The 26210-nt window shown below is 66.0% G+C and carries 21 protein-coding genes; 8 read left to right on the forward strand and 13 right to left on the reverse strand.

Going from position 1 to position 26210, the window contains the following annotated elements:
- Window positions 1-171: 171 nt before the first annotated feature.
- The 5 genes from CES90_RS38120 to CES90_RS38140 form a co-directional block, all read right to left on the reverse strand.
- Complete coding sequence (locus tag CES90_RS38120) at window positions 172-1407, reverse strand: styrene monooxygenase/indole monooxygenase family protein (RefSeq protein WP_189783949.1); 1236 nt, start codon at window positions 1405-1407, stop codon at window positions 172-174.
- 70 nt (window positions 1408-1477) lie between these two features.
- Complete coding sequence (locus CES90_RS38125; RefSeq protein WP_189783948.1) at window positions 1478-2227, reverse strand: GTP-binding protein; 750 nt, start codon at window positions 2225-2227, stop codon at window positions 1478-1480.
- Window positions 2208-2648 (reverse strand): DUF742 domain-containing protein, encoded by a 441-nt coding sequence (locus CES90_RS38130; protein ID WP_189783947.1) that lies wholly within the window; start codon window positions 2646-2648, stop codon window positions 2208-2210. The genes CES90_RS38125 and CES90_RS38130 overlap by 20 nt, the downstream gene beginning before the upstream one ends.
- Window positions 2645-3169 carry a roadblock/LC7 domain-containing protein gene (locus tag CES90_RS38135; RefSeq protein WP_189783946.1) on the reverse strand — a complete coding sequence of 175 codons (525 nt, stop codon included), beginning with the start codon at window positions 3167-3169 and terminating at the stop codon, window positions 2645-2647. Before CES90_RS38135 ends, CES90_RS38130 begins: the two co-directional genes overlap by 4 nt.
- Window positions 3166-5949, reverse strand: coding sequence for a sensor histidine kinase (locus tag CES90_RS38140; RefSeq protein ID WP_229913921.1), 2784 nt, complete (start codon window positions 5947-5949; stop codon window positions 3166-3168). The genes CES90_RS38135 and CES90_RS38140 overlap by 4 nt, the downstream gene beginning before the upstream one ends.
- A gap of 377 nt (window positions 5950-6326) precedes the next feature.
- On the opposite strand from CES90_RS38140, the gene CES90_RS38145 reads away from it, so the two are divergent.
- Complete coding sequence (locus CES90_RS38145; RefSeq protein ID WP_189783944.1) at window positions 6327-7112, forward strand: protein phosphatase 2C domain-containing protein; 786 nt, start codon at window positions 6327-6329, stop codon at window positions 7110-7112.
- 16 nt (window positions 7113-7128) lie between these two features.
- On the opposite strand, the gene CES90_RS38150 is transcribed toward CES90_RS38145, so the two are convergent.
- Together CES90_RS38150 and lon are read right to left on the reverse strand one after the other, a co-directional pair.
- Entirely contained in the window at window positions 7129-7623 is a 495-nt protein-coding gene (locus tag CES90_RS38150) for a MarR family winged helix-turn-helix transcriptional regulator (protein ID WP_189783943.1), read from the reverse strand.
- Between the two features lie 209 nt (window positions 7624-7832).
- Entirely contained in the window at window positions 7833-10289 is a 2457-nt protein-coding gene (gene lon, locus CES90_RS38155; RefSeq protein WP_189783942.1) for an endopeptidase La, read from the reverse strand.
- 180 nt (window positions 10290-10469) lie between these two features.
- Between lon and CES90_RS38160 the strand changes: the two genes are divergently transcribed.
- Entirely contained in the window at window positions 10470-11114 is a 645-nt protein-coding gene (locus CES90_RS38160; protein WP_189783941.1) for a GNAT family N-acetyltransferase, read from the forward strand.
- A 402-nt stretch (window positions 11115-11516) separates the two neighbouring features.
- Here the strand turns inward: CES90_RS38160 and CES90_RS38165 are convergent, their stop codons facing one another.
- Window positions 11517-12311: a rhomboid-like protein gene (locus CES90_RS38165; protein WP_373313382.1), complete on the reverse strand. Its 795-nt coding sequence runs from the start codon at window positions 12309-12311 to the stop codon at window positions 11517-11519.
- A 253-nt stretch (window positions 12312-12564) separates the two neighbouring features.
- On the opposite strand from CES90_RS38165, the gene CES90_RS38170 reads away from it, so the two are divergent.
- The 3 genes from CES90_RS38170 (at window position 12565) to CES90_RS38180 (ending at window position 16133) form a co-directional block, all read left to right on the forward strand.
- On the forward strand, window positions 12565-12963 hold the full coding sequence (locus tag CES90_RS38170; protein WP_232791356.1) for an integrase core domain-containing protein: 399 nt from the start codon (window positions 12565-12567) through the stop codon (window positions 12961-12963).
- A gap of 898 nt (window positions 12964-13861) precedes the next feature.
- Window positions 13862-15355, forward strand: a complete 1494-nt coding sequence (locus tag CES90_RS38175) for a hypothetical protein (RefSeq protein ID WP_229914398.1) — start codon at window positions 13862-13864, stop codon at window positions 15353-15355.
- A gap of 346 nt (window positions 15356-15701) precedes the next feature.
- Window positions 15702-16133 carry a hypothetical protein gene (locus tag CES90_RS38180; protein ID WP_229914399.1) on the forward strand — a complete coding sequence of 144 codons (432 nt, stop codon included), beginning with the start codon at window positions 15702-15704 and terminating at the stop codon, window positions 16131-16133.
- A gap of 179 nt (window positions 16134-16312) precedes the next feature.
- On the opposite strand, the gene CES90_RS38185 is transcribed toward CES90_RS38180, so the two are convergent.
- Together CES90_RS38185 and CES90_RS38190 are read right to left on the reverse strand one after the other, a co-directional pair.
- On the reverse strand, window positions 16313-17299 hold the full coding sequence (locus CES90_RS38185; RefSeq protein ID WP_189787726.1) for a NaeI family type II restriction endonuclease: 987 nt from the start codon (window positions 17297-17299) through the stop codon (window positions 16313-16315).
- Window positions 17300-17495: 196 nt separating this feature from the next.
- Complete coding sequence (locus CES90_RS38190) at window positions 17496-18548, reverse strand: HNH endonuclease (protein ID WP_189787727.1); 1053 nt, start codon at window positions 18546-18548, stop codon at window positions 17496-17498.
- Window positions 18549-19457: 909 nt separating this feature from the next.
- Between CES90_RS38190 and CES90_RS38195 the strand changes: the two genes are divergently transcribed.
- Window positions 19458-20426, forward strand: coding sequence for a PD-(D/E)XK nuclease family protein (locus tag CES90_RS38195; protein ID WP_189787728.1), 969 nt, complete (start codon window positions 19458-19460; stop codon window positions 20424-20426).
- Between the two features lie 424 nt (window positions 20427-20850).
- Here CES90_RS38195 and CES90_RS50455 read toward each other — a convergent pair whose 3' ends face one another.
- The 3 genes from CES90_RS50455 to CES90_RS38205 form a co-directional block, all read right to left on the reverse strand.
- Window positions 20851-21327, reverse strand: a complete 477-nt coding sequence (locus CES90_RS50455) for a hypothetical protein (protein ID WP_232791357.1) — start codon at window positions 21325-21327, stop codon at window positions 20851-20853.
- Between the two features lie 32 nt (window positions 21328-21359).
- Window positions 21360-22571, reverse strand: coding sequence for an ImmA/IrrE family metallo-endopeptidase (locus CES90_RS38200; RefSeq protein ID WP_189787730.1), 1212 nt, complete (start codon window positions 22569-22571; stop codon window positions 21360-21362).
- A 964-nt stretch (window positions 22572-23535) separates the two neighbouring features.
- Window positions 23536-24633, reverse strand: a complete 1098-nt coding sequence (locus CES90_RS38205; RefSeq protein WP_189787731.1) for a DUF1152 domain-containing protein — start codon at window positions 24631-24633, stop codon at window positions 23536-23538.
- Window positions 24634-24725: 92 nt separating this feature from the next.
- Between CES90_RS38205 and CES90_RS38210 the strand changes: the two genes are divergently transcribed.
- Window positions 24726-25466: a GntR family transcriptional regulator gene (locus tag CES90_RS38210; RefSeq protein WP_141568146.1), complete on the forward strand. Its 741-nt coding sequence runs from the start codon at window positions 24726-24728 to the stop codon at window positions 25464-25466.
- Between the two features lie 279 nt (window positions 25467-25745).
- Complete coding sequence (locus CES90_RS38215) at window positions 25746-26210, forward strand: ATP-binding protein (RefSeq protein ID WP_189787732.1); 465 nt, start codon at window positions 25746-25748, stop codon at window positions 26208-26210.

Raw genomic sequence — 26210 nt, forward strand, 5'->3', positions numbered from 1 at the left:
CCCACCGCCGCACCGGGCGAAAGCCCACGTACATCCAGTCCATCCACAGGGCCTTCCGCCCGGCACGCCGAGAGCACGCTCCCCCACTCTCGGCTTCGCTCGAGCGGGGGGACCCCCATGACGCCGCCCGGCACGCCCTCCGGGCGGACGACGGGACTTTCGCAACACGCCCTAGCTCCCGGCAACTTCCGAAAGGTACGCCCGAGTCTTCTCCGCCTCATAGAAGTACCCCTCGAAATCCGCCGGGTCGTCGAAACCGTTGACAAACCGATTCGCCACCACCGGCAGCCTCTCCGCGACCCCGATCAACTCCACCACATGCGAACCCGGCGGAGCCAACATCGTGTTGGTCCACTTCGTCACCGGCCCCACAATCTGCCAGAACCGCTCGAACGTCCGCCCCATCCACGCCTCGTCGAACTCCTTCTCCCCGTGTTCGAGGATCGCGTCGAGGTACACGGCCGCACACTTGGTCGCCGAGTTCGCCCCCTGCCCGGTGAGCGGATCGTTGGCCACGACCACGTCCCCGGCACCCAGCACCAGCCCGCCACCGGGGAGCCGCGCGGAGGGGTGCCGCACGGTCGGCGTGTAGCGGCCCGCCAACGCCGCACCCACGTCGGTCACCTCGACCTCGCCGGCCCGCGCGTACTCCCACGGGGTGTACCGCTCCATGAGTTCCAGGGTCAGTTCGAGATGCCGCCCGGCGTCCCGGACGCCGCCGAACACATCGAGCGGACCGCCGGGCAGCCCCAGCCAGAACAGGGCGTCTGCGCGCCCGGAGGTGGTGAGGACGGGCTGGACGATGAGTTCGCCGACGCCGGGCACGAGGTTGCAGCGGGCCGCGTCGAAGTCGGGGTGCTCGGGGCGGGGGCCGAGGCCGTGGACGTAGACGGCGGCGAGGGCGCGCTGCGGCTCGGTGTAGGGCGAGCGGGAGGCATCGCGATCGAACATCCGCACAAGTTCACCCTTGCCCGCCGAGACGACCACGAGGTCGTACATGCGGGAGAAGTAGTCGAGGTCGGAGACCGCGGCGCCGTGGATGACCAGTTGGCCGCCACGGTGGGCGAAGGTCTCCAGCCAGCCGGCCATCTTCACCCGCTGGTCGACGGCCTGCGCGTACCCGTCCAGCCGGCCCACCCAGTCCACGGCGCGCTGCCTGTCCGGGCCGGCGACGGAGACCCCGATGCCCTCGATCCTGGGGGCCTGGGACTCCCAGAAGTTCAGCCCGAGGTCGCGCTCGTGGCGCAGCGCCGAGTCGAACATGCACTGCGTGGACATGATCCGGCCGGTGCGTATCTCGTCGGGGGTCCGGTTGGACATCAGCGTGACCTCGTACCCGTGCGACTGCAGTCCGAGGGCCAGTTGCAGCCCGGACTGGCCGGCTCCGACGACGAGTATCTTCCGCATCCGGGCTGGGCTCCTCAGTTCGTCCTCTTCGTCCCCCTGGTCGGCTCGGTCCGCCGACCCCTGGCCGGGACTACTCGGGGGTGACGGATATCGCGTGCGCGCACAGCGCCAGCAGGGTCTCCATCGCCGAGGCCCGCTTGCGCGCGTCCATGATCATGACAGGTACATGCGCGGCCACGGTCAGCGCCTCCCGGACGTCCTCGGGGTCGAACCGCTCGCTGCCGTCGAACGCGTTCACCGCGACGACGTACGGCAGTCCGCAGCTCTCGAAGTAGTCGAGCGCGGGGAAGCAGTCGCCGAGGCGGCGGGTGTCGGCGAGGACGACCGCGCCGATCGCGCCGCGCGTCATGTCGTCCCACATGAACCAGAACCGCTCCTGGCCGGGCGTGCCGAACAGATAGAGGACCAGGTCGTCGGCGAGCGTGATGCGGCCGTAGTCCATGGCCACGGTGGTGGTGAGCTTGCCCGGGGTCACGGAGAGGTCGTCCGTGGCGGCGCTGGCCTCGGTCATCAGCGCCTCGGTCCTGAGGGGGGTGATCTCGGAGACCGCGCCGACGAAGGTGGTCTTGCCGACGCCGAAGCCGCCCGCCACCACGATCTTCGTGGCGATCGGGGCCTTGGAGAGGTCGGCCTGCCAGGGCTTCAGCTCCTCCTCGGGCTCCTCCTGGGCCGCGGGCTCCGGCCCGGGCCGAGGCACGTCGACGCGAGGGGCGTTCACGTCGACATCGACGCGGGGGGCGTCGTCGACGCCCGGGGTGACGCCGGGCCTGGCGTCGGGGGCGACGCCAGGCGAGGCGGCGTCAGAGACGGCGGAGTCCACTCAGCACCCTTTCCAGCAGAGCGCGGTCCGGCTGTCCCGGTCCGTGACCTGTTCCGTACACACGGATCTTTCCCTGGTCCGCGAGATCACTGAGGAGGACACGGACCACACCGAGCGGCATTCTCAGCAGCGCGGCGATCTCCGCCACCGTCCGCATACGGCGGCAGAGTTCGACGATGGCCCGCATCTCGGGCATCACCTTGGTGTTGAGTGAACCATTCTCCAATTGCGGCCGCTCCGCCGGGGCTTCGAGTACGGCGACGAACGTCTCGACGAGCAGCACATGACCGAAGCGCGTACGGCCACCGGTGAGCGAGTAGGGGCGTACGCGGGCGGGTTTACGGTCCCCGCCGCGCACCGGAAGCCGCTTCGAGGCACCGCCCTTGTGGACACTCTTCTGCGTGCCCTTCGAGCCGCTCATCGTCGGCTCCCGGCCGCCTCGGTCTCCTTGTGGGCCTCGCTCTCCAACGACTTGCGCAGCTCGCTGCGGAGTTCGGGGGTCAGCACATGGCCGGCGCGGCCGACGAAGAGCGCCATGTGGTACGCCACCACACTCATGTCGCAGTCGGGGGCGCCGTGCACACCGAGCAGCGAGCCGTCGCTGATCGACATCACGAAGAGGTTGCCCTCGTCCATCGCGACCATCGTCTGTTTGACCCCGCCGAACTCCATCAGCTTGGCGGCGCCGATGGTGAGGCTGCCGATGCCGGAGACGATGGTGGCCAGGTCGGCGGCGGAACCCCGGGGGCCCTGGGGCCGTGCGTCGCGGGTCTCGCGGCGGGCCTCGGCGTTTCTGCCGGGGTCGGAGGAGAGGAGGAGCAGACCGTCGGAGGAGACCACCGCGACCGACAGCAGCCCCGGCACCTCCTCGACGAGGTTGGTCAGCAGCCAGTGCAGGTTGCGGGCTTCACTGCTCAGGCCGAAGGTACTGGGCGCGGTCAACTGCTTGCCTCCTCGGAAGTGCCCCCCGTGGTGTCAACTGCCTCTGTCCGGTACTCATGCGTCTCGGGCATCCGTGTCTCGCCCGACTGCTCGGCGATCTCGGCCTCGACGTCCCGGCGCCCCTGCCTCGCCCCCTTGTGGAACCCGCCGAGCCGGCGCCTGAGCTCCTCGGCGTTCACGCCCCCGACGCGCGGCCTGGGGACCGTGGACGGGGCTGCGGTGATCCTGGGCGTGCGCTTGGGCAGGCCCTTGTCGGTGAGGCGCGGCGCCTCCTCGCCCGACGTGCGGGCCGCGTCCCCCTCGTCGGCGTCCCCCTCGTCCGCGGCACGCTCGTGTGTGTCGGGTTCGTCGGCGGCGGTCTCCTCCGGGACCACGGGAGCGAAGAGCTCCATGGTGGTCTCGGAGACGGACTCGTGCCGGGCCTCGGGCTCGGGATCGTCCTGCGGTACGGCGGTCTCGGGGGCCGTTCCCGCTGTCTCGGCCGCCTCCCGTGCCCGCAGCGCCCGCTCCGCCGCCTCGATGAGCGGGTCCCCGTCGCCCTCCGGCTCGCGTACGGTGACCGAACGGCCGGTCAAGGCACCCGAGTTGGCCTCGGCCACGGCGCCCGGCAGGGACAGGGTGTGGGTGAGCCCGGCCGGGGTGCCGACGGGTACGCCGGGGGTGGGGGCCAGCAGCGACTTGGGGAGCACGACGATCGCCGCGGTGCCGCCCCCGTCCTGCTTCTGGAGCCGTACGCCGGTGCCGAGCCGGTGGGCGAGGCGGGCCACGACGTACAGGCCGAGGCCGAGCCCCTCGCCGTCCTCCTGGTCGTAGGGGGCCTCGGGGTCGAAGTCGGTGAGGCGGGAGTTGAGCCTCGCGATCCGCTCGGCGGCGATGCCGATGCCGCCGTCCTGGACGGAGAGGGCGATCTCGCCGTTCTCCATCAGCCAGCCGGAGACCTCGACGGACATCTCCGGCGGCGAGAACGACGTGCCGTTCTCCATCAGTTCGGCCAGCAGATGGCTGAGGTCGTCCGCGGCGAACCCGGCGACGTGCGCGGCCGGCGGCAGGGCGGCGATGCGCACGCGCTCGTAGCGCTCGATCTCGCTGACCGCGGCGCGGACCACATCCACGAGCGGGACGGGTCCCGCGTGGTGCTGGACATGCTCGTGGCCGGCCAGGACGAGGAGGTTCTCGCTGTGGCGGCGCATGACGGTCGCGAAGTGGTCCAGCTTGAAGAGGGTGGCGAGCCGGTCGGGGTCCTGCTCGCGCTCCTCCAGCGACTCGATGACGGCGAGCTGGCGCTCGACGAGGCCGAGGGTGCGCAGGGCGAGGTTGACGAAGGTGGCGTGGACGCTGTGCCGGATCTGCGTCAGATGGGCGGTGGCCTCGGCGAGTTCGGCGCGCAGCCGGTCGCGGTCGTCGGCCATGGTCTTGCGCTGGCCGATGAGGTGCTTGCGGTCGCCCTCCAGGGGCGCGAGCCGCTCGTGCAGGGCGAGGGCGTGCGCGTGGAGCGCGTTGACGGAGCGTACGACCTGGGCGAACTCGTCGTTGCGGCCGGTGAACTTGATGGGTTCCTCGGTGCTCGGGTCGCCCGCGAGACGGGCCGAGCCGATGCGCACCACGGCGAGCGGGCGGGTGAGCGAGCGGGCCATGCCGGTGGCGATGCCGACGGCGACGAGCATCAGGGCGCCGAGGACGGCGATGCGGATCTCCAGCGCGGTGACGTCGTCGTCGCGCAGCTGGGCCAGGTCCTTGGTGCGCTGGTCGTAGAGGGAGGACTCGGCGCCGCGCATCAGGTCGACGCGGGCGGAGAGCGCCGCGTTCACCTTCTTGGCGCTGGTGCCGGCCTCGCTGTCGGAGAGGGTGGGCTCGTCGGTGAGCTTCGCCAGGTAGGTGTCGGCGGTGTCCGCCTCGGGGCCGGTGACCGTGGAGTCGTACGAGGAGCGGGCGGCGGCGGGCGCGATCTCGCGGAAGTGGGCGAGGGCGGCGTCGGAGCGGACGCGGGCCTGCTGGGCGGCGGCGCTGAGGGCGTCGCGCTGCTTCTTGTCGGCGGCCGAGGCGCCGGTCGTGGTGGTGGGCAGGCCGGTGACCGGGTCGATGACGGTCTGGGTGGTCGTCGGGACGTTGAGCGCGGCGAGGAGCAGTCCGCGGGCGGCGGCGGCCTGCTGGACGGCGCTGTCGAGCTCGGCGAGGGCGTATGCGCCGCCGCCCGCGCGGGACGGGAGCTGCTCGGCCAGTTCCTCGGCGAGGGCGTGGAGTTCGGTGACGACGGCGGTGTACGCCCGGTGCGCTTCGAAAGCGGTGCTCTCATCGGAGAGCGCCGCTTTCCGTACGCCGGCGATGGACTGGATGTCCTCGCGCAGGGCGGCGGAGGTGTCGGTGTCCGCGCTCAGTTCCTCGATCTGGAGGTCGACGCGGTCGCTGTGCTGCTTGCTCGGCGCGGCCGAGTCCGGCCGCCCGGCGGCGATGTAGGCGGTGACCTCGTCGCGCTCGTCTCCCAGCGCGTGGGCGAGGGTGAGGGTCTGCTGGGTCCGCTCGGCGAGCGTCACCAGGTTCTGGGTGTCGTGCAGTTGCTCCGAGGCGGCGAGGATCGAGGGCGCCCCGGCACCCGCTATGGCGGCGGCGACGACGGCCACGGCCACGATGAGCCGGTTGCGTACATGCGCCTTGCGCCCGGTGCCGACGGTGGGAGCCTGCCGCTGTACCGGCCCCTGCCGGTTCGGGGAGGCCGCGGAGGCCGTCGATGCCGCCTTCTTGGCTGCCTTCTTCTCCGCGCGCCGAGGCCGCGTCTTCTGCACCGGTGCTCGCATTCCTGACTCGATGTACCCATGGCCCGGGTGACGTTCCGTCAACTGGTCACTTACGGCCGTCCCCCCGGTACGGCTCCCGACCCTCCCAGTGCCGGTGGGCAGTGGTCCCGCATCGTCAGTCCCGCCACCCGAAGGAGTGAACATCCCCGGGGAGTTGGCGGGCAAGTTCCTCCGGCTCGCGCCAACGCCCCGGGCCGGGGGCCGGTTGGACGTCGGCGACGCGCTTTGACAGTATTCGCCGCCGCGCTTCACCGCTCACGATCATTCCATGCCAAACCCGGCGCCCGGCCTGGAAGGTCCGGGCCGCACGGCAACCATTGTCGGCCTTTCGTGGATCTTATGGAGGGTGTGTGCAGACTGGCCGAATGCGTACTGAACTCGTCTCGGAGCCCGGCGACCCGACCGGCCCCAACGAGGACTTCGCGGCGGTCGCGCTTCCCGCGGGAGGGCAGGGCGGCACCCTGGTCCTCCTGGACGGCGTGACACCACCGCCCACCGACTACGGCTGTCGACATTCGGTCGCATGGTTCAGCTCCCGTCTCGGCGGTACCCTGACCGAACTGTCCGTTTCGCAGCGGGATTCGCCGTTGCCTGACGTCCTCTCACAGGCCATTTCTCGTACCGCTGAGGCGCATACGCAAACCTGTGACCTTTCTCACCCAAGAACTCCACAGGCAACAGTGGTCCTCGCCCGCTGGTCGGCCACGGCCGTGGAGTACCTGGTGCTGTCGGACTCGGCCCTGCTGTTCGAGGCACCGGACGGATCGGTGACGGCGGTCCTGGACGACCGCCTGTCACGACTCCCGCGGGCTTCACTCGCCACGGCCGCCATCGCCGACTCCACCGTCCGGAACAAGGAGGGCGGCTTCTGGACGGCGGCGGCCGATCCGTCCGTGGCCGTCCGGGCGGTGACAGGGACGGTCCCTCGCGAGAAGGTCCGGGCCCTGGCCGCATTGACGGACGGGGCGACCCGATGGGTCGAGCGCTTCCGGGAGGGCGACTGGGGGGACTGCTTCACGTTCATACGAAAGGAGGGCGCGGGAGCGCTGGTGGACCGCGTACGGGAGCTTGAACGGGCCGATGTCGAGCGGCGGTTCCTGGGGCCGAGCAAGACGCATGACGACTCGAGCGTGGTGTTCGCGGAGCTGTGAGGGGCGCCCCCGGTCGTCAGCCGTCCGCTCCCCGGTTCAGCTGGTGCAGCAGCCGCGCCAGTTCAGCCACTTCGTCGCGGTCCCAGCCCGCCAGCTGCCGTACGTACGCCACGCGCCGCGCGTCCCGTACCGCCCGGAATCGCGCGCGTCCCTCGTCCGTGAGGTGGACGAGCCAGGCGCGGCCGTCGGCGGGGTCGGGTTCGCGGGCGATGAGGCCAAGGTGTTCGAGGGCGCGGAGCTGGCGGGACATGGTGGCCTTGCCGACGCCGATGTACGCGGCGAGTTCGGTGGCGCGGAGGCGACCGGCCTCGTCGAGGCGGGCCAGCAGACCGTACGCGGCGGACTCCAGGTCCGGGTGGACCGCCCGGGCCATCTCGCCGGACTTGGCGCGGGCGCGCCGCAGCAGGACCGTCAGCTCCCGCTCCAGCGCCAGGAAGGCCTGGTCCATGCCGCCCGTCGGCAGGCCGGCCCCGGCACCGCTCCCGTCGCCGTTTCCGCCCTCGTCGTGCACATCAGCTCCTGATTCCGTTGTCGCTCTGTCTGGGTTCTCGCTTTGTCTGGATTTGCCGACGTCAGTATTTCGCAGGCGCGGACCGACCTCAGCCGCACCCCGGCCCCCGCTGACAGGCGAAAAGGCCCGGTGTCCCGCAGGGACCCGGGCCTTCCGCCATCCGGTGGGCGTCCGTCACTCCGCCACCGGAGCCTTCGGGGCGAAGCCGCTCACGCCGCGACCGGAACCTCCACCTCCGCCGGGGCGAGGGCCAGGTCCAGGACCTGGCGGACGTCGGTGACGGTGTGGACGTCGAGCTTGTCGAGGACCTCGGCGGGGACGTCGTCCAGGTCGGGCTCGTTGCGCTTGGGGATGACGACGGTGGTGACGCCGGCCCGGTGCGCGGCGAGCAGCTTCTGCTTGACGCCGCCGATGGGCAGGACCCGCCCGGTCAGCGAGACCTCACCGGTCATCGCCACGTCCGTACGCACGAGCCGGCCGGAGAGGAGCGAGGCGAGAGCCGTCGTCATGGTGATACCGGCACTCGGCCCGTCCTTGGGCACGGCCCCCGCCGGGAAGTGGATGTGCACGCCCCGGTCCTTGAGGTCGGCGACGGGCAGCTCCAGCTCGGCGCCGTGCGAGCGCAGGAAGGAGAGCGCGATCTGCGCGGACTCCTTCATCACGTCGCCCAGCTGTCCGGTGAGCGTCAGCCCCGCCGCGCCCGTCTCCGGATCGGCCAGCGACGCCTCGACGTACAGCACGTCGCCACCCGCCCCGGTGACCGCGAGCCCGGTCGCGACACCCGGCACGGCCGTACGCCGCTCCGCCGGATCCTGGGCCGATTCGGGCACATGGTGCGGGCGCCCGATGAGGCCGCGCAGATCGCCGTCCGTGATGGTGAACGGCAGCTCCCGCTCGCCCAGTTCGTGCTGGGCGGCCACCTTGCGCAGCAGCCGCGCGACGGCCCGCTCCAGGTTCCGCACACCAGCCTCGCGCGTGTACTCACCGGCGAGCTTGCGCAGCGCGCTCTCGTCGAGGGCGACCTCGTCGGCGCCGAGCCCGGCCCGATCCAACTGCCGCGGCAGCAGGTGATCCCGGGCGATGACGACCTTCTCGTCCTCCGTGTACCCGTCCAGCCGCACCAGCTCCATCCGGTCGAGCAACGCCTCCGGAATCGCCTCCAGCACATTGGCCGTGGCGAGGAAGACGACATCGCTCAGGTCCAGCTCCACCTCCAGGTAGTGGTCCCGGAAGGTGTGGTTCTGGGCGGGGTCGAGCACTTCGAGCAGCGCGGCCGCCGGGTCGCCCCGGAAGTCGGACCCGACCTTGTCGATCTCGTCGAGCAGGACGACGGGGTTCATGGACCCGGCCTCCTTGATCGCCCGCACGATACGGCCGGGCAGGGCCCCGACGTACGTACGCCGATGCCCGCGGATCTCCGCCTCGTCGCGCACGCCACCGAGCGCGACCCGTACGAACTTCCGCCCCATGGCGTGCGCCACGGACTCCCCGAGGCTGGTCTTGCCGACACCGGGCGGCCCGACGAGGGCGAGCACGGCACCGCCCGCCCGTCGCCCACCACCACCCTCAACCGAGGCGCTTCGCGCGGCCCCCTGGTTGAGCCGCCCACCGACGACGTCCAGCCCCCGGTCGGCACGCCGCTTGCGCACGGCGAGGTACTCGGTGATGCGCTCCTTCACGTCCTCAAGACCGGCGTGCTCGGCGTCGAGAACACCCTTCGCGCCCTGGATGTCGTACGCGTCCTGGGTCCGCTCGTTCCAAGGGAGTTCGAGGATGGTGTCGAGCCAGGTCCGGATCCATCCGCCCTCGGGTGACTGGTCACTGGACCGCTCCAGCTTGTCGACCTCCTTGAGGGCGGCCTCGCGGACCTTCTCGGGCAGGTCGGCGGCCTCGACGCGGGCCCGGTAGTCGTCGGACTCCTCGCCCTCCTTCTCCCCGTTCAGCTCGCGCAGTTCCTTGCGCACGGCTTCGAGCTGACGCCGCAGCAGGAACTCCCGCTGCTGCTTGTCGACGCCCTCCTGGACGTCCTTGGCGATGGTCTCCGCGACGTCCTGCTCGGCGAGGTGGTCGCGCAGCTGCTGCGTGGCGAGCTTCAGCCGGGCGATCGGGTCGCCGGTCTCCAACAGCTGGATCTTCTGCTCGGTGGTGAGGAAGGGCGAGTACCCGGAGTTGTCGGCGAGCGCGGACACATCGTCGATGGCCTGCACCCGGTCCACGACCTGCCAGGCACCACGCTTGCGCAGCCAGCTGGTGGCAAGTGCCTTGTACTCCTTGACGAGTTCGGCGACATGCCCGGGCAACGGCTCGGGCACGCTCACCTCGACCCGGGTCCCCTCGACCCACAGCGCGGCCCCCGGCCCGGTGGTCCCGGCCCCGATCCGCACGCGGCTGCGGGCCCGGACGAGCGCCCCCGGATCCCCGTCGGCAAGCCTCCCGACCTGCTCGACGGTTCCGAGCACGCCGATACTCGCGTACGCCCCGTCGACCCGCGGCACCAACAGCACCTTCGGCTTCCCGGGCTCCGTCCGCGCCGCCGCCTGAGCTGCCTCCACCGCGGCCCGTACATCCGTGTCATTGAGGTCCAGCGGCACCACCATGCCGGGCAGCACGACCTCTTCGTCGAGCGGCAGTACGGGCAGGGTGAGCGGTGCGGACGTCGAAGCCATGATCTCTCCCTCGGCAGTCAAGTTGAGCTATGTCGACTCAATGCACATGAGCGTCGAGATGTTCCCCGGGGCTGACGGCGTTCGCTGTGGGCGATCACCGCGGCGACCCCCATGGGGCCACGCACGTAATACCCTCTAGGCACATTCATCTCTTACAATCTACAACCACGGGGTGGCAAGGTGGACCAAATCGTGCGGGCCTGGGTCGACGGATGGGTCGTCTCGCGCGGGGCGGCACCGCCGATGGTGGAGCCCTGGGGCTGCACGATCGACGTGGGAACCCCCACCCACGTGACCCGCCACGTCTTCGGCGCGACGCGCGGCGGGGTCGAGGAGGCGACGGTCCGGAAGGTGGCACAGGCCGTGACCGGGCCTGGGGTGTGGCTGAAGATCTTCGAGGAACCGGAACGGGTCGCCCCCTGGTTGGGTGAGGGCTGGTGGATCGATCCCGAGCCGGGCTGTCTGATGTCCGTACACCTGACGGCGCGGGAGGCCGCCCCGCCCCTGCCCGACGGCTACCGGCTGCGCTCCTGGTCCCGCGGCGGCGTGACCCGCGCGCTCATCGCCGCGCCGGACGGCTCCTGGGCCGCGCGGGGCCAGATCGCCCCCACCGGGGCGACCGCGGTCGTCGACCAGATAGAAACGTCCCCGAACCACCGCCGCCGCGGCCTCGGCACACTGGTGATGCACACCCTCACCCGGGCCGCCCTCGAACAAGGAGCGGAGACAGGGGTGTTGGGCGGCACACCGGAGGGCCGAGCCCTGTACGAGTCACTGGGCTGGACGGTGACGGCACCACTGACGAGCGCGAGGTTCACAGGCTGACCCGAGGCGAGGCGTACACCGCTGCTCCGCGGGGCGGCGAGCTACGGAGGAAAGGCCGACCCGCTCGTGGAAGCGACTCGCACAACCCCCTCCGGAGGCCTACGGCTGCCCCTGATCAGGAACCGGTCGGGTACTAGCGCCAGGGCCTGTCGTTTGGATCACGCCTGGGCCGCGGGGCGTGGCACGCACACCGGCAGCATCAAGGCGCCGTAGCCCGAAGCCGGCGCGATCCCTAGGTGTGCAGTTGCTCGCGGTGGCAACGTCGCGCTCCCCCAGTCCGAGAACCTGAGGCGCCTGCGGCGACGTGGCCGTCCCCTCCTCCGGCCGCGCCGCCTTCCTCGGCCCGCTGGAGGCGCTCGACACGGCCGGCGGCTACGCGGCCGTCGTGGCGGCCCGAGCCGCCTAAGCCCTCCAGCGCCGCATCACCGGCCACATGGCGACCCCGATCGCCAGCGCCAGCAGATGCCCCCAGTTCGTCATCGGATCCGTGAAGGCGATCAGGTCGTCCACCAGCATCCCGCCGACCGACACCACAATCGGCCACCGCGACCACGGCGACAGCACCCCCGCCAACGCCCCGACGCTCGCCGCCACCCCGAAGCTGATCCCGTAGTCGAGACGGTGGAGGGAGGTCCCGTGCAGGTGACCGACCGCCACCGCCAGGCCCACCGGAACCTCGGTCGCGAGCGTGGCCAGTACGTGCCCCAGCAGGAAGACCCCGGCCGTACGCCACCCTCCGATCCGGCGTTCCAGCGCGGTCAGGACCAGCAGACAAGCGAGGAAGTACGGCGAACCGATCCCGCCCGCGACCCACAGCGCACTCGCGAACAGCACCAGCACAGGGCTCTGCACCAAGTGCGCCACGTCCGTGCTGGACCCCTGGTGCAGGGCGTGCACCAGGGCGGGGTCGGCGTACTCGGCCACGATCGAGGTGATCACCAGGACGGTCGCGTACGAGAAGGTGAAGGGCGTGCCCCGGGGAGCGGGGACCAGTCGCCAGGGGCGCGGGAGCGTGCGCCGGCGTGGGGACGGGGTGGGGCGGACGGGCGCCGCACCGGGCGGCCGAGGGATCCCGTCGAGGACAGGCCCGGTGACCGACGGCGTCGCGTCAGCCCCACCAGCCCCCTCCGCGGTCTCCACGGCGTCCACGATGAAGCGCCCCTTCCGTTTCACCCCACTCTCAACGCCCCTGCCCATCCCAGTCTGTGACCCCTACCACCCACCACCCGATTCGCAGGCAACCGACAGCCTTACGGGACATCCCGTCTCATCCCCCGCAACACTCGCTCCGCATAAGCCCGAAACCGCCCCGCCATGTCGAACCGTTCCTAAAGACTGAGCGGGAGCGAGTCCTGTCCCCAGAACCCATGCTCAGCCGAACGCCCCGAACGGTGTTGGGCGCCTGGACGTGTACTCGAGGATGATCGTCGGCTGGCAGGTGGCGAACCACATGCGGACCGAACTTCCGCTGGACGCCCTGGAGATGGCCCTGTGGAGACGGAGGATCAAGAAGGGCTCCGGCCTCATTCACCACAGCGACCGCGGTTCGCAGTACGTGTCAATTCGGTATACCGACCGGCTCACCGACATCGGCGCCTCGGCGTCGGTCGGTTCCGTCGCGGACTCGTATGACAACGCGACGGCCGAGGCGCTGAACGGCACCTTCAAAGCCGAGCTGATCGAGATGCAGGGCCCCTGGAAAGACGTCGACCAGGTCGAACGGGCGATCTTCCAGTGGATCACCTGGTACAACGAAGAACGCCTCCACTCCGCACTCGACTACGTACCGCCCGCCGAGTACGAGGAAGCCTTCTGGCGGAGCCAGGAGCAAACCCCGCAGTCCGCCTGAAACAAGATCACCGGACTCTACGAAACTCGTGCAGCTCACTCGGCCGGTTGCCTCCTGCCTGGTGGCGCCCACCTCACAGACGAGGCCAGCTCCGGCCCAGAAAAGTGAAACGGCCTGCTGGGACGGGTGCCTTTCTCGTTGTCCTGGATGCAAACATGCAGGTGAGCGAGGGCTGCCTTTTGCGGAAAACCCCATTACGTGACTGCGTCCCGCGTATGTCCCAGGCAGAGCAATTCCACGGGATCGGACAAATGGGATTTCATTGGTCTTGGACTGCAAGGATCCAGGTCGGAGCATCCAGGTGGTGTAGCGATCACGGCGAGGTAGGCCGTTGCTGTTTTGGCATGCACAGGAAAGGCCCTGACCGGCGTTTCCGCTGGTCAGGGCCTAAATTTCGGGTGCCCCCGGCAGGATTCGAACCTGCGCACACGGCTCCGGAGGGCCTGTGCGACCTACGCATTCCAGCAGATCAGAGCTTCGCGGGCAGCATCGATGGGCTCATCGGTCCATGAATGGTCCGCAGGCGTCCGCCCGTTGCTGGGCCGCTTCCAGCCGAACCTGATCCCGCCGCCGATGGTGTTCGCATGCCGGATCACCACTCTGGAGCGATACCAGCCAGGGTCAATAACCACAGGGGAACCCGGGCTGCCATGCCCCTGTGCTCCGGTCTGCACCGTTCATCCGTATCGAGACGTGCTGCACGCCGAGGTAGCACTCACGCTAAATCAAACAGATGATCTATTTGGGGAGCCATCTCAGGCCGTTGTCAGTGGCGGGCCGTAGCATCAGTTGATGACGCTCCTGCCGCACATGCACACAGCAGACGCATGCTTTACAGCCGGGGTCGACCAAGAGAAAATGTGCAGCGGTGGGCAGTCCAAAAAATCAGGGGGAAGTTATGGCACGCGTCTCCGAATATTACAATCTCGGACGAACCCAAGGAACGCTTGATTTTGTAGACGTGGACACCGTAAATGATATTCGGGTGTACGTGGACCCCGGGTTGATTCGGTATCTTGAGGACGACTGGGGCAAGCAATGCCTTAAAATGCTCGAAACCTTCTTTGATAGCGTCCTTGATTCCGTTCGCTCGAACGATAAGCGGCGAACGGTTTCCCTCCTCAGTCAACTTCGCGAACCTAATGAGACACACCTGGGGATCTCGCGTGGGGCAAGTGCAGGCAGGGGTTTCGGAACTAAAATGGGAGCTGCATTCGCGGAGAAGCTCGCGGAAAGCGAAGCTGCAAGAACAGGGCTGATTCAAGATCTTGAAGATACCGCGTTTTTCATTGATGGTGTCGACATGGACATCGTCTCCGATATCACGACTAATATTATCCGCGGACCTCTCATTATCTACACCCAGCAGATGGCAGAACTTTTCGGCATCCCCTTGGAGCAGGATGTCGTGAGCGGACCAGTTTGGAACCCCAACACCTTGGAGTGGGAGAACGGTTTTACGGAACTGCCGACTCCCGATGGAAACAAGCTGCTTCTGGTTCCCAAGATGATCGTGCGCCGCTCCATGCACATGAATCGCAGTGAGTACTACCGTCACCACCTGGTGCCAGTACTCCAGGAGGAGGAAGCCAAGATTGCTCTTAGGGGGCTTACGGATACCGTTCGCTCACGCGGGAAAGTCGCGGTCACCAAAAAGCAGATCAAGGAGAAATACGGCAGCACAAAGCCTGACGTCACACGCGAATCACTTAAACGGCCATCCGTGTACGAGCACTACCGGGCCATCAAGAGGGAGATTCCTCCTCAGCCACTTTCTCACAGAGAACTGTCTGACACGGCAGACTCACCGATGCCTGATTACGAGCAACTGCTGCAAGCGGTTCTAGATGTTCCGCCCGGCAAGCCGGATGCGACGCGCTATCATGACGCCGTCGAGTCCCTTCTAACTGCCATCTTCTATCCCTCGCTCTCCATGTCGGATAAGGAGACTGAGATCCATGATGGGCGCAAGCGGATCGACATCTCATATACGAATACCGCGAGAGACGGCTTCTTCAAGTACCTCATTCGACACAGAATTCAAAGCCGCTATGTGTTTGTCGAGTGTAAAAACTACGGCAAAGACGTCACTAATCCAGAACTTGATCAACTCTCCTCTCGATTTTCGACGCTTCGCGGCGAGTTCGGAATCCTAGCTTGCCGTGCATTCAAAGACAAGGAACTTTTTCTCCGCCGCTGCCGCGACACTGCGAGGGATGGGCGTGGTTATGTCATTGCCCTCGATGATGAGGATCTGAAAAGGCTTGTAGCGGACGTTCTGGCCGCCGTGAAGCCTGCCCCCGTCGACCTGGACGATCCCGACCCTGCGCCTGTCCGTCCTGTGTCTGACTATCCGCTGCTCCATGAGCGGCTCAAACAACTGCACGGTTAGGTCGCCGCCCTCCGACGCCCAACATTGACAGCGGCTAACACAATGGGCCGAGTTATTGGTGGGCGGAGGTGGGCATGAGGTTGGCGGAGTCTCAATGACCAAGTCAAGCCGGCGGGGCGCCGTCTGTGAGCTAAGACGGCGCCCCCTGGCGGGCCTTGCGTCAAGCTGCCCCTCGATGCGAACTACGGGCGGTACGGTCGCTGAGGTCTGCTGGGCTGGTCAGGCGGCTGCCTCAAGTCGATGACGGATGCCATCAGTCGCGTTGGTTGCGGTACTTCCGTGCTGTACTGCACACCCGAACGTCGGGCGGGCTGTCCCCTTGACCGCCACTTCTAGTCTGCTGTCCATGCAGTGGACAGCGCTCCTGGCAACCGCTCTTGGCGCGGCCATCGGAATCGTCAGTACCTCCATCGCAGACCGCGCCAGGTGGCGGCGAGATACCTCCGAGCGGGACCGCGAAGCCCTCCGGACATCGTTCTCGCCCTACGTTGAGGCACTGAAGGAGGCATACGACGCCATCACACATGTCAGCACGGAAGTGGACCGCCCCATCGACGAACGCGCGGAAGTGATGCGCATGGTCATAGGCCAACACGGCGTCTACGCGAAGCAGCACCAACTTGAACTCATGGCTCCCCTCGCCGTAACACAGCTCGCGCTTGCGGCCGCGCACAAGCTGGCTCGGGGCCACCCGCGATACACCTCAATGCACCTCGGCAAGGCGGGCTTACCGGGAGGCACGGTACGCGCTCATGGATGCCATGCGGGCCTCCCTTGAACGACGGTGAGAGGCTCTTGCGGCTGTCGACCTGCGGCGGATCCTTGGCAGCCCCTTCGCCTCACGGGCAACGCGCTGGCCAGGAACTCCACAGAGTCAGGTATCCGCGCTTCAGTCCACGAATAGTCCGGAACCTGGGCTCCAACATCCAGGACTACCACTGCCCGGCTGGTCCATGGCTAGTTGAACAGCTGTTGCCCGCGATCGACAGCCGCGCTCTCGGCCTGTGCCACGGCCCTCTTGGCGTACTCGGCATCATTGTCAGGGGCAACCAGGCCGGTAGGCTCCTGCGAAGCGGCGGCTTTGGCAGCCTTCCGCGCCCGCTTCTTTGCCCTGCGCTCAGCGGCGATCTGTTCGCTGAATACCTTCCGGTAGGCGAGCGATTCCGCTCTTCTGGCCGGCTCCAGAGCCGCCCGCCGCGCTGGAGAGGAACCATCGGTCCGAAGGCAGACCCACTGGCTTTTATCGGTGAGCTCTATTTCCCCCAGTTCCCACGCGCGTTCTCGGTTGGATATCCAGTGGCCATTGAGGACCTCGAAGCCTTCTGCTCGCAATCTTCTTCGAGTCTCTCCACGGAACCGGCGTGCGTCGTCTACCTGTTGCCCGATGGACTCGATGGTGTGCCGGTGGATGATCATACCTTCGCAGCGCTTGAAGAGTTCCAAGGCTCGCGCGTCACCACTTCGTGGTGCGAGAATGGCGTCCCGGTCCTGCTTGCGGAGACTCATGAGAAAGTTCTCAGGAAGGGACGCATCACCACGCCTTACCAGCCAGGCGACCTCACTCATTCCACCGGGACTCTGAATGGTGCGCTTTAGATCGCGATTACCGCCTACAAGGATCTCTTCCCTCACCCGGAGTAGACCGACTGCCATCTCACCGGTGACGTCGTCACCGTGCACTAGAAGGCAAATGTGGCCCACAGCCTCTGGGGGTATCTGCCAACCTCCGAAATTGCGGGACCACTTGCAATCGACATCGACACCGCGGACATCGAAGTCCATGCCAGCGGAACCTTCATTCAGCTGGTACTCTTCGCGCACGATGTTCTCGATGTTTACCCCGAGATAACTCTTCTCCTGATCATTGCATTGGTCCAGCGTCCAGCGGCGGGTCCGAGAAGTAGCGATGATCTCGTCCGTGGCCTTCCGGATGATGGCGCCCATTCGGGGGCACACGTTTGACACGAAGAACCCGAAAACGACAGCGAGTTCTGGGTCGTCTTCATGTGCGCATAGAATAGACCGCCCGATTGTGGTTTCGGACGCTATCTTACGCGCACACGCCTGTCGCTGATTGGTTGATTCCAGAGAGAAGAGAAATCCGTCATCCATTATCGAGTAGCTCCGCGGTTCTCACGATTCAATGAGTGCTGCTCCTCAGCACGTTGCTGCATGACCACCCCCGGTCTCCGCGAGCCTGCATGCGCCGCTGCTCAACGGCTGCTCGAAGTTGGGCAGGTGTGGGCCACGGCGCATGACGGTGGATCATGCGGTGGCAGTTCGCGCAGATGAGGGCAAGGTCAGTGAGCTTGGTCGTTCCCTCTCCTGCTTCATGCAGAGGCACAACGTGGTGGCACTCGATGTATCCGGCCCCGCGCTCCCCGTACACCGCCTCGAAGTCAAAACCACAAGCCTCGCAGGCTAGGCTGCCGCCTCGCCGCAACACGGACTCGATCTTCTTCTTGCGAAGGCCCTTGTTGCGTTCTCTCGCCCTGTGGCGCCGCATGAGCAGTCGGCCTTCGGGAGCTTCGTACTCGTCGTCTGCCTCCTCGTCACCTGCGGGCGGCAGCGCTTGCAGTTCTCCTGAAGCGATGCCGAGCCGGATCAGCCGTGCGGTCTCGGTCATCTCCTCCGGACGAGCAAGGAACTCGTGCAGGACCTGAACGTCCGTCGCGCCGCCGTTCGTTGCCTTCCCCTGGTAGTCAGGGTGCCGGGTAGCGATGTCGAAGGTCTTGCGTGCCACCCCGTTGGGGTTGCGGAACTTCTCGTTGCGGTCTGCCTCGGCGTGCAGGGGAAGCAACTGAAGCAAGCCAGACAGTTCCACGACCCGCCGGTCGCTAACGTCCAGCCCGCGCCAGCCGTTGGCCATCACGAGGTCGCAGGCCAGGATCACCTCGTCGCGGGCCCAGTCGGGGTTCTTGATTGACTTGACGTCGAATCCCAGCCGCTTCAACCACGCAGCGGCGTGATCCTTGCCCCCACTGAACTTGTCCGCAGCAAGCACCGCCCCCTGGTCCCACTTGTGAGCTACGCCGGCGATTGCCTTGGAGTCGTACTCCCGGCCCTCGTGTACGAGCACGTAGGACACCGCCTTGCCGAACCCGTAGCGGGATAGGAAGGCTTCGCGCCCCAACTCATCATGCTCCGCGACGGCCTTGAGTACCGACTCCCGTGAGATCACCCCTCGTTGCATGACTGAAGGCTACGGTGCGGCAGTGACAGATCCCAGGCGATCTAGCTTCGTGGCCTCTCGATGCGAACGGTGCGCGTGCCGGTCGTTTGAGGGCTTCTGGGCTGGTCAGCTGGACTGAGACAAGCATGAGCAGCCAGTCCCGGTCGGAGAGATGCTTCACCTCACCGTCTCCCCTGGGACTGAGCTGTCGGGTTCCCTTGGATGGTGTGGCGCGCTACGTGATATGAGGTACTTTGCTTACTCTGTGATATTCACCGTTACGTTGCGCAGCTAGGGGGCGGGATGGCAGCGCCTGGTGGGGGGCCGAGGTTCAGCGGGCAGCCGGACCTACTTCGCGTAAGCGCGTCAGATGTGCAAGGGCTGCCTCAGGGATGTGGCTTGCATGGGGCGCTGAAGGTGCGTCCCAAGCTCAAGCCAACAGACTGGGTTCGCCGACGGGACGACTCGCAGACATTCGTTCTCGGCATTGTCCGCGACGTGAGCCTGAGGCTGCACGATGCCCTGCGATCCCCTGACTGGGAAGCGCTACATAGGCTAGTGCAGATCGAGCTAGCTCAGTATCAGCTGCATGCAGGAGACAGAAATTATATAGCCCGAGCTATTGAGAATTACCTCAACTGTCACCAGATATCAGAGTCTGAACTCGGTCCTCTCAGGCTCCGAGTGTGTGACCCAACGGTTGTCCCAGACCCTAGTGTCCCGTCAAATCAGCTATGGGTCTGGGCGCCCGTGTACGACAGTGAATCTGGTGTCCGAGAAGTTCGAAAGCTCCGTTTTGGCCAGGCTCGCCGAGTAGCAAAAGATGTTGAGAACTGGGCTATCACGGCAGCTCACGTCGCGGGACTGTTCCGGCCACGAGGGAATCTGGAGCGGATTCGAGTTATAGAAGTCGGTCTTGGTGACGGATCCATGGAGATCCTGTTTGACGAAAGCCCTTCAAGGGCGGAGTCACTATATGAAGCCAACGTGTTTCCGATAGTAAGCAAGATCGTCACGTCAAATAAGCCGACACCGGGAAATGGCTGCGGGCGATGTAAAATTGCAGGGTGCTGCTCCTCTTTGGAGAAGGTTGACGGATTTCTCGGGCAGCCCCATAAGGGACCGGCTACCCGGTCAGTCAGCGCGCGTGACCTAGAGGTCTACGAAAAATGCCCCGCCCAATGGTACCTAAGTTCGAATAACTTGCCCTCAGAATCGAGCGATCTCCCTTCTTCTGAGCGAGGCAGGGTTATTCATGAGTGGCTAGCTCGGGCCCATATGGGCAGTCACAAATGCGATCCAAGTGATCTTGACGTCATTGACGGCAACTTCCCTCCAGGCCTGGACGAAAGTGACTACCTGGACTCGCGTGACTATGTTACGCAGCACGCGGCTATATGCCCTATTGGGGAAGGGGTGCGAGTAATCGGGAGTGAAGTCTCGGTATACGGATATGACGCGCAAGCGGATGTTGTAGTCGTCAGCAAGCCCGACTTGCTGTACGTGGATTCTGATGACACCTTCGTGATCAGAGAAACAAAGACGACTACCTTGAGCATTCCAGGGGATGAACAGGAAGCATTCGACCGGTTCTTCGCGGTGCCTTGGCTTCTTAACCTGATCGGTAGTGGATACCGGGGTCCCTACAAGAGTGACAAGGCGCGGCTTGAGCTGGAAGTTCTGGCTTCAGAGGACAGTCGTGTGTTCTCCTGGGACCTTGGCGATACTCGACTACTACGCATGGCAAAGGCCGAAGTGCGCCTGCGCGCCAAGAAGTGGCACCGGGATACGACCTGGAATAGCGCTCCCGGCGAGCACTGCCGGTGGTGCCCCGTCCGTAGTTGGTGTTCCGACGCGACCACGGACGAGGCTGATGATGACCACTTGCGCATCCCGTGACTCCTCCAGCCGCCCAGAGCTTCTGGTAAGCCGGAGGCGTGTGCATCCACTCGGTGCGGCGGCTACCCTAGGAACGATGCTCTGACGCCTCGTCGGCGCACATCGGAAGTCGCCGGAGGGGGAGTTGGACGATCTGGAGCGCCCCTCTCCGAAGGGGATGGCCCTTCGGCGGCCAAGCCTCCAGCCGAGGACACAGGCGCGTGTCCGCACCTCAACTTCCCCTGCTCTGCCGCGGCGCCACGTGGATGTGGACCGGGCGTGGGCAGACACGGGGCTGCTCTGCGCGCTCGCTCGCAGGCCGGTCCTGCTCGACAAGATCTTGGATCTCTACGGGGCATCTCTCGTGGTAGCCGAGGGAGTTGCGGCGGAGATCAGGCGGCTCTCGGGGATATCTGAAGCGCAACGTACGCCCCAGACGCGATTGCTATGCAGCGGTGCCGATACCGTCGTCCGGTACCTCGATGATGGGCAGATCGTGGAATGCCCCCTTCCGGCTGGGTCGGACACATTCGACACGTTCGACAAACTCGACCGGGTGCGCAGGCAGTTGAGAGGAATTGATGCTGCCGCAGCTGAACGTGCTGGCAGGACCGTGGATGCCGTGACATCTGCACACAAGCATGCCGGGGAGATGCACAGCATTGTCTGTGCCGCGCGCACTGTAGATCTCGGACGTCAGACCGTGCTCCTTACGAATGACGGCGGCGCGATCACAGTCGCGGAGAGTCACGGTGTCCCCTGTAAGGACCTCGGACAGCTCCTTGCCGAGCTCGGGTGCGAAGCTGATCCGGTGGACGCTGCGGAGCTGTTCAACAGCTTCAACGAGGTGACACGGACCTTCGCCACTGTCCCTGCGCATCGTCAGCCGGCTGACGCGAGCGCTTTCCGCTGCTTGAAGCACGGCGATATTTGCCGACTCTGTGATTGACCACGTTATCCGATCGCCGGCTGGTTTATATCCCATCCGGCCTCGCTAAGCTGCAAGCGAGCGTCCTGGACAGAACCATCAGCGATGACGTCTGCGACAGCTTGCAGACTTACTAGTTGCTCGGCGTAAGCATCAAGGACCTGTTGCGATAGCCGTTCCGAGGGGAAGTTGTGGCCTCGGGTTGAATTCAATTCATCCCACGCGGTGGAATTTCCTGAGATTCGCATCAGTTCGCCGACTTGGACTTCCTGGCAAAACTCTATGAGCGATGATTCGAAGTCGTCTTCGGCGATTTCGCTAAGCGCGATCATCGTGGCGTCGCGACTCACCCCGTAAGTCAAAACAAGGTCCGCAACTAGCGCAGCTGCTTGAGCCCTTGTGGAAATTGGCCCGAACTGCTCTAGTTTGCCCAAAATCGCTTCTTCTGGCAGCAGAAAATGCCGCGCAAAGGAGTTTGCGATCCTTTCGGGGCGCAAGTCTTGCATTGTTGCGCGGTCGACGATCACTTGACCGGGATCGTTCTGCAAAACGTGACAGAGTTCGTGGGCCAAAGTGAAACGCTGTCTCGACCAAACGTCACTTGAGTTAATTATTACGACCCAGGAAACGTGATCTCCCCATTTTTCAGGGATTGAGATCCCGTGAACCTGGCTCGGTAGTTTCCTGTACTCGACAGGGACACCGAGGCTCTCAACTAGACCTGTTAGGTCCTCTACTGGTTCAGTCTCGCTAAAGTCTAGGTAGGCACGCAGGCGCGCGGCAGTTCTCTCGCCGGCGTTACGGTCATGCCAAACTTTCGATGGAGCGAAGCTTGCCACGTCTATGATCGGCTGAGTGCAACCCCACTCGCGCGTCAGGCGATCTGTGGCTAGCAATTTAGTAGCGTGGGAAACAACATCACTGACATCGTGAATTCCCTCAACGGTCCCAAGCCGTAGACTTACTCCCATTGACGGTTCGTCGCCCAGGAGTAGCATGCCGGGAGCCACACTGAAGTAAGCGCTCAACAAAGTTGCTTCGTATGCGGAGGGCAGGCGGGACCCAGACGTCAACGCTGTGTATGCTTCCTTGGAGCCCAGCAGGTCAAGCAGGGTTTCTGGTGCTACGCCTTCACGCCTGACTAGCGTATTTAGGGTGTGCTTGAAACGCTCTTCGCGCGTGCTGTTTGCTGCCATCATCACCCCTTCCGCCGTGCCTTCAGCCGCAGCCGCCCACATCGACTACCTAGTGTGGCAGATGCCTTGTGCTCGTACAGGCAGCTGCGCTGGTCTGCGGACTTGATAGAGCTAAGACTAGTGCCCACCACTGACAGTGGCTCTGCCGTGGACGTGCTGTGACTGTAGGAACTAGATGCTGGCAGGGGTACGGGCGGTTCTGACCTGTGCTGTCTGGGATCGGCGTGACCGATCCGCTGGCGGTGTGCGCCGGACAGCGCGGTTGGCGGAGCGGCTTTGGGCTGGAGCTGCTTTGGGGCGAGTGATCATGGCCCCGTAAGCTTCCGGCGTGTCGGGCAGTCTGTTGACCTGCCCGTTAAAGCACGACGTTGGGGCCATGATCTTAGAGGCTCGCCCCAAAGTGGCTGCCTAAAGCCGTGGAGCCGACCGCCCCAGCCACAACGAGGTTCTATCCCCAATCATGGCCGCGCCTGCCAGCCGGTGGCCTGGTGAGGTATCAACGGGCCGTATGCACGCCCGCGCATCCGGCAGCGTTGGACCGCATGCCACCGTCACCACGATCCGGCCTCTTTCGGTGACACAAAGCGTCTTTACCTGCACCGTTGGGGGGATCACTGTTCGTCCCCGTGCCCGTGTTGGAATGTGGCCGCTGCGTGCGGCGACGGGCGGGCGGCGACGTGCGCCGGTGGCGGAGACATGGAGGCGGCGCGGCGGCGACCGGCCGGCGCCGCCGCGCTTGGCGCGGCCCTCTTTGATCCGACCTACTCGTGTAGGCAACCGGGTGGAAAGGGGTGCTCGGTGGCACCGGAAGCGGGGCGTTGACGTCCGACGGCTGTTGCCCCTTTCCCCTCCCGAGGCTGGATCGTGGTGGCGGTGGCATGCGGGCCGTGAGCGGCCGTTGATGCGTCTGAGCGGAGCCTGCGGCGGTCGGGTTGGCGGTGATCGACAGCGCCGTCGGCCACCGGGCGAGCGAGCGCAGCGAGCCTTGAACCCGTGAAGAAGGTTGTTACTCAGCAGGGGCTGTGATCCGCCACAAGGGAGCGTCGTACTGCTCCGGACGGCTGTTGATCAGCAGTTGGCGCAGGTCCTCGCGTAGGGAGCCGTTGAAGTTCAGTGCCTCGGTGATGCGGCGGAACGTCGTGTGGGTGACTCCGCGGCTTCGGGCCTCGGCCTCGAACTGATCGAGTTGGGTCAGTACAGCCTCGGGGTCGAGTTGTACTGGCGGCTGGTCCTTGAGCCACGTGGCCTTGTTGCGCTCGTAGTCGATCTCTGAGTACCCGCAGACCTCGCGGCTGTGTGCCTCTACCTCGTCCAGGGTGGCGGTCGTCGTGATGGCGCGGGCCAATTCGTTGCGGCTCAGCGCCTCGTCCAGGTCGACCTCATGGACGGTCGGCCCTTCGTCGGTGAGGGGGATGGGAAGGCCGGCGTCCCGCATCTCGCACGTGCCGCGTACGCCGCGGGCCGTCGCTGCGAGCATCCCGGTTGCCTCGGAGGGGTGCCACTCCAGGACCGAGCTGATCGGCTTCACATCCTTCGCGGTGAAGGCGTGGACGAGTGGGCCGAGCACACTGCGCAGGTCATCAGGAGGAAGTTCGCCGTCCAGGCCGGCACCTGCCACGAGGAGGCGGATCGGTGCGTTCACTTGGCAACACGCGGCGAGCGTGACGGCGTCGGCGAGCGGGCTCTTGAGCGTCGGCTCATGGCCTCGGGCGAGGATGTCTCCGCCGACGTCCAGGAGGTCGATCGACTCCGGTGAGAAGTGGCGTACCAACTCTTCGAGTTGGCGGGTGACGCCCTCGACTCCGTGGTGTGGGTCGATCAGGGCGAAGGTGTGCGGCAGTTCTGCCGCGAGGCGGGGGAGGGTGGAGCCAGCTGGAGCGATCGGGCGGGCTTCGGCCGGCACTGCCCGGACTGCTGGGGTGAGGTGCTGGAGACCGGTGAAGTTGTTCGGTCCTCGGGGGCCCGGTACCGGGTCGATCAAGAGGCGGTCCCACGCATACGTGAGGATCACCGCCGGGTCCTCGTCGCCGTAGAGAGCGGCGTGAAGCATTGCGGCGGCGACTGCGTCGCCCCCTCCTCCTGCTGCGACGATCAACCGCTTCATGCGGTTCAGCCTACGGGGTCGGGGGTTGACCACACATCCTATAGTGGCTACTGGCCATAGCCACTTGGCTATGGGAAAGGTGAGGAGGCGGCATGCCGCAGATCGAGGAGGCTCAGCCGAAGTATCTCCAGATCGCGCACTACATCCGTGATCAGATTCTTCGGGGTGACCTGCGGCCGGGGGACGAGGTTCCCTCGGAGAGGCAGTTGGCTGCGAGCTGGAAGGTGTCCCGTCCGACGGCTGCGCGGTCGTTGGAGGCGCTGAGTCATCAAGGGCTCGTTGAGAAGCGTCAGGGGTCGGGCACGTACGTGCGGAGCCTGGAGGTCAACCGGCGGGCGCGTGAGTTGTATGGGCGGGCTCGGCAGACCGGGAAGATCTACACGCCCGGTGAGTACGCGGTGATCACCTCGGCCGGTTGGATGGAGGCCCCGGATCACGTCGTTGAGGCTTTGGGTCTGGTCAAGGACCGCCGGGCCGTGCATCGGCGGCGGGTGACGAACAACCAGGACGGGCCGATCACGCTGTCCACTTCGTGGTTCGCTCCGGACGTCGGCCAGCGTGCGCCGAAGCTCCTGGAACCTGAGCGGATTCAGGAAGGAACGCTCATGTACGTCGAGAACATGACCGGCCGTCAGGGCAGCTATGCCGAAGATCGCATGTGTGCTCGCGATGCGACAGAGGAGGAGGCCGCGGATCTCCAACTTCAATCCGGGTCCGCCGTCCTGATCGTTCATCACGTCGTCTTCGACCTCCAGGACCGGCCGTTGGAGTTCGCCGAAGCCACGTACCCGCCGCATCGCTGGGCGTTCGAGCAGGGTTACCCGCTCACCTGATGGCCTGGCAGTTGTGTCGAATCGCTTGCACAGCCCCAGTGGCTAATGCCACTATCCAGGAAGTGGCTAAGGCCACTTGGATTCGGAAGGGGGCACGGAGTGACGAGTCAGCGGCCGGATCAGGGCGCGCGTGCAACTTGCCGGGGATGTCGGGGGCGCGGTTGGAAGCGCGTCGGCTCCCGTACGGCTCTGGCGCTCTCGACGGCCAATGACCGCGTCCGTGCCACGTCGAAACGACGCTGCCTCGACTGCGACGGCAGCGGCAAGGAGTGAGTGCGGATGGCCTACTCGATCGACCGCTATCCCTCTGCGGACTCGCCGCGACTCGGTGCCATGACCCTGCACCCCGTCGCGGAGTCCGTGCCTCGGGCGCGGCGCTGGTTCCGGAAGTTCATCGCCCCGTATAACCCGGCCTGCTCGATCGACGACTGCGTGTTGATGATCTCGGAGCTGGTGACCAACGCCATTCTCTACGGGCGGGCTGACGAGACCTGGATGGTGCGCGTTGCGTGGTACCGCGTGGAGACGTCACTTCGGGTGGAGGTGCACAATCCGGGGTTCCCGGCAAGTGTGCGCCTGCGGCAACCGGACGCCGGCGATGCCCACGGGCGCGGGCTGCTCCTCGTCGACTCCATCGCCGACTCGTGGCACTCCGGTCCCAGCCGCTTCGGCGGGACGGTTGTCTCGTTCACCATGGCCGACGCCTGGTCGCCCGATGAGGTCTTCGGGCCCGTTCTGTTCTGA

The organism is Streptomyces capitiformicae (assembly GCF_002214185.1).
Classification (GTDB): Bacteria; Actinomycetota; Actinomycetes; order Streptomycetales; family Streptomycetaceae; genus Streptomyces; species Streptomyces capitiformicae.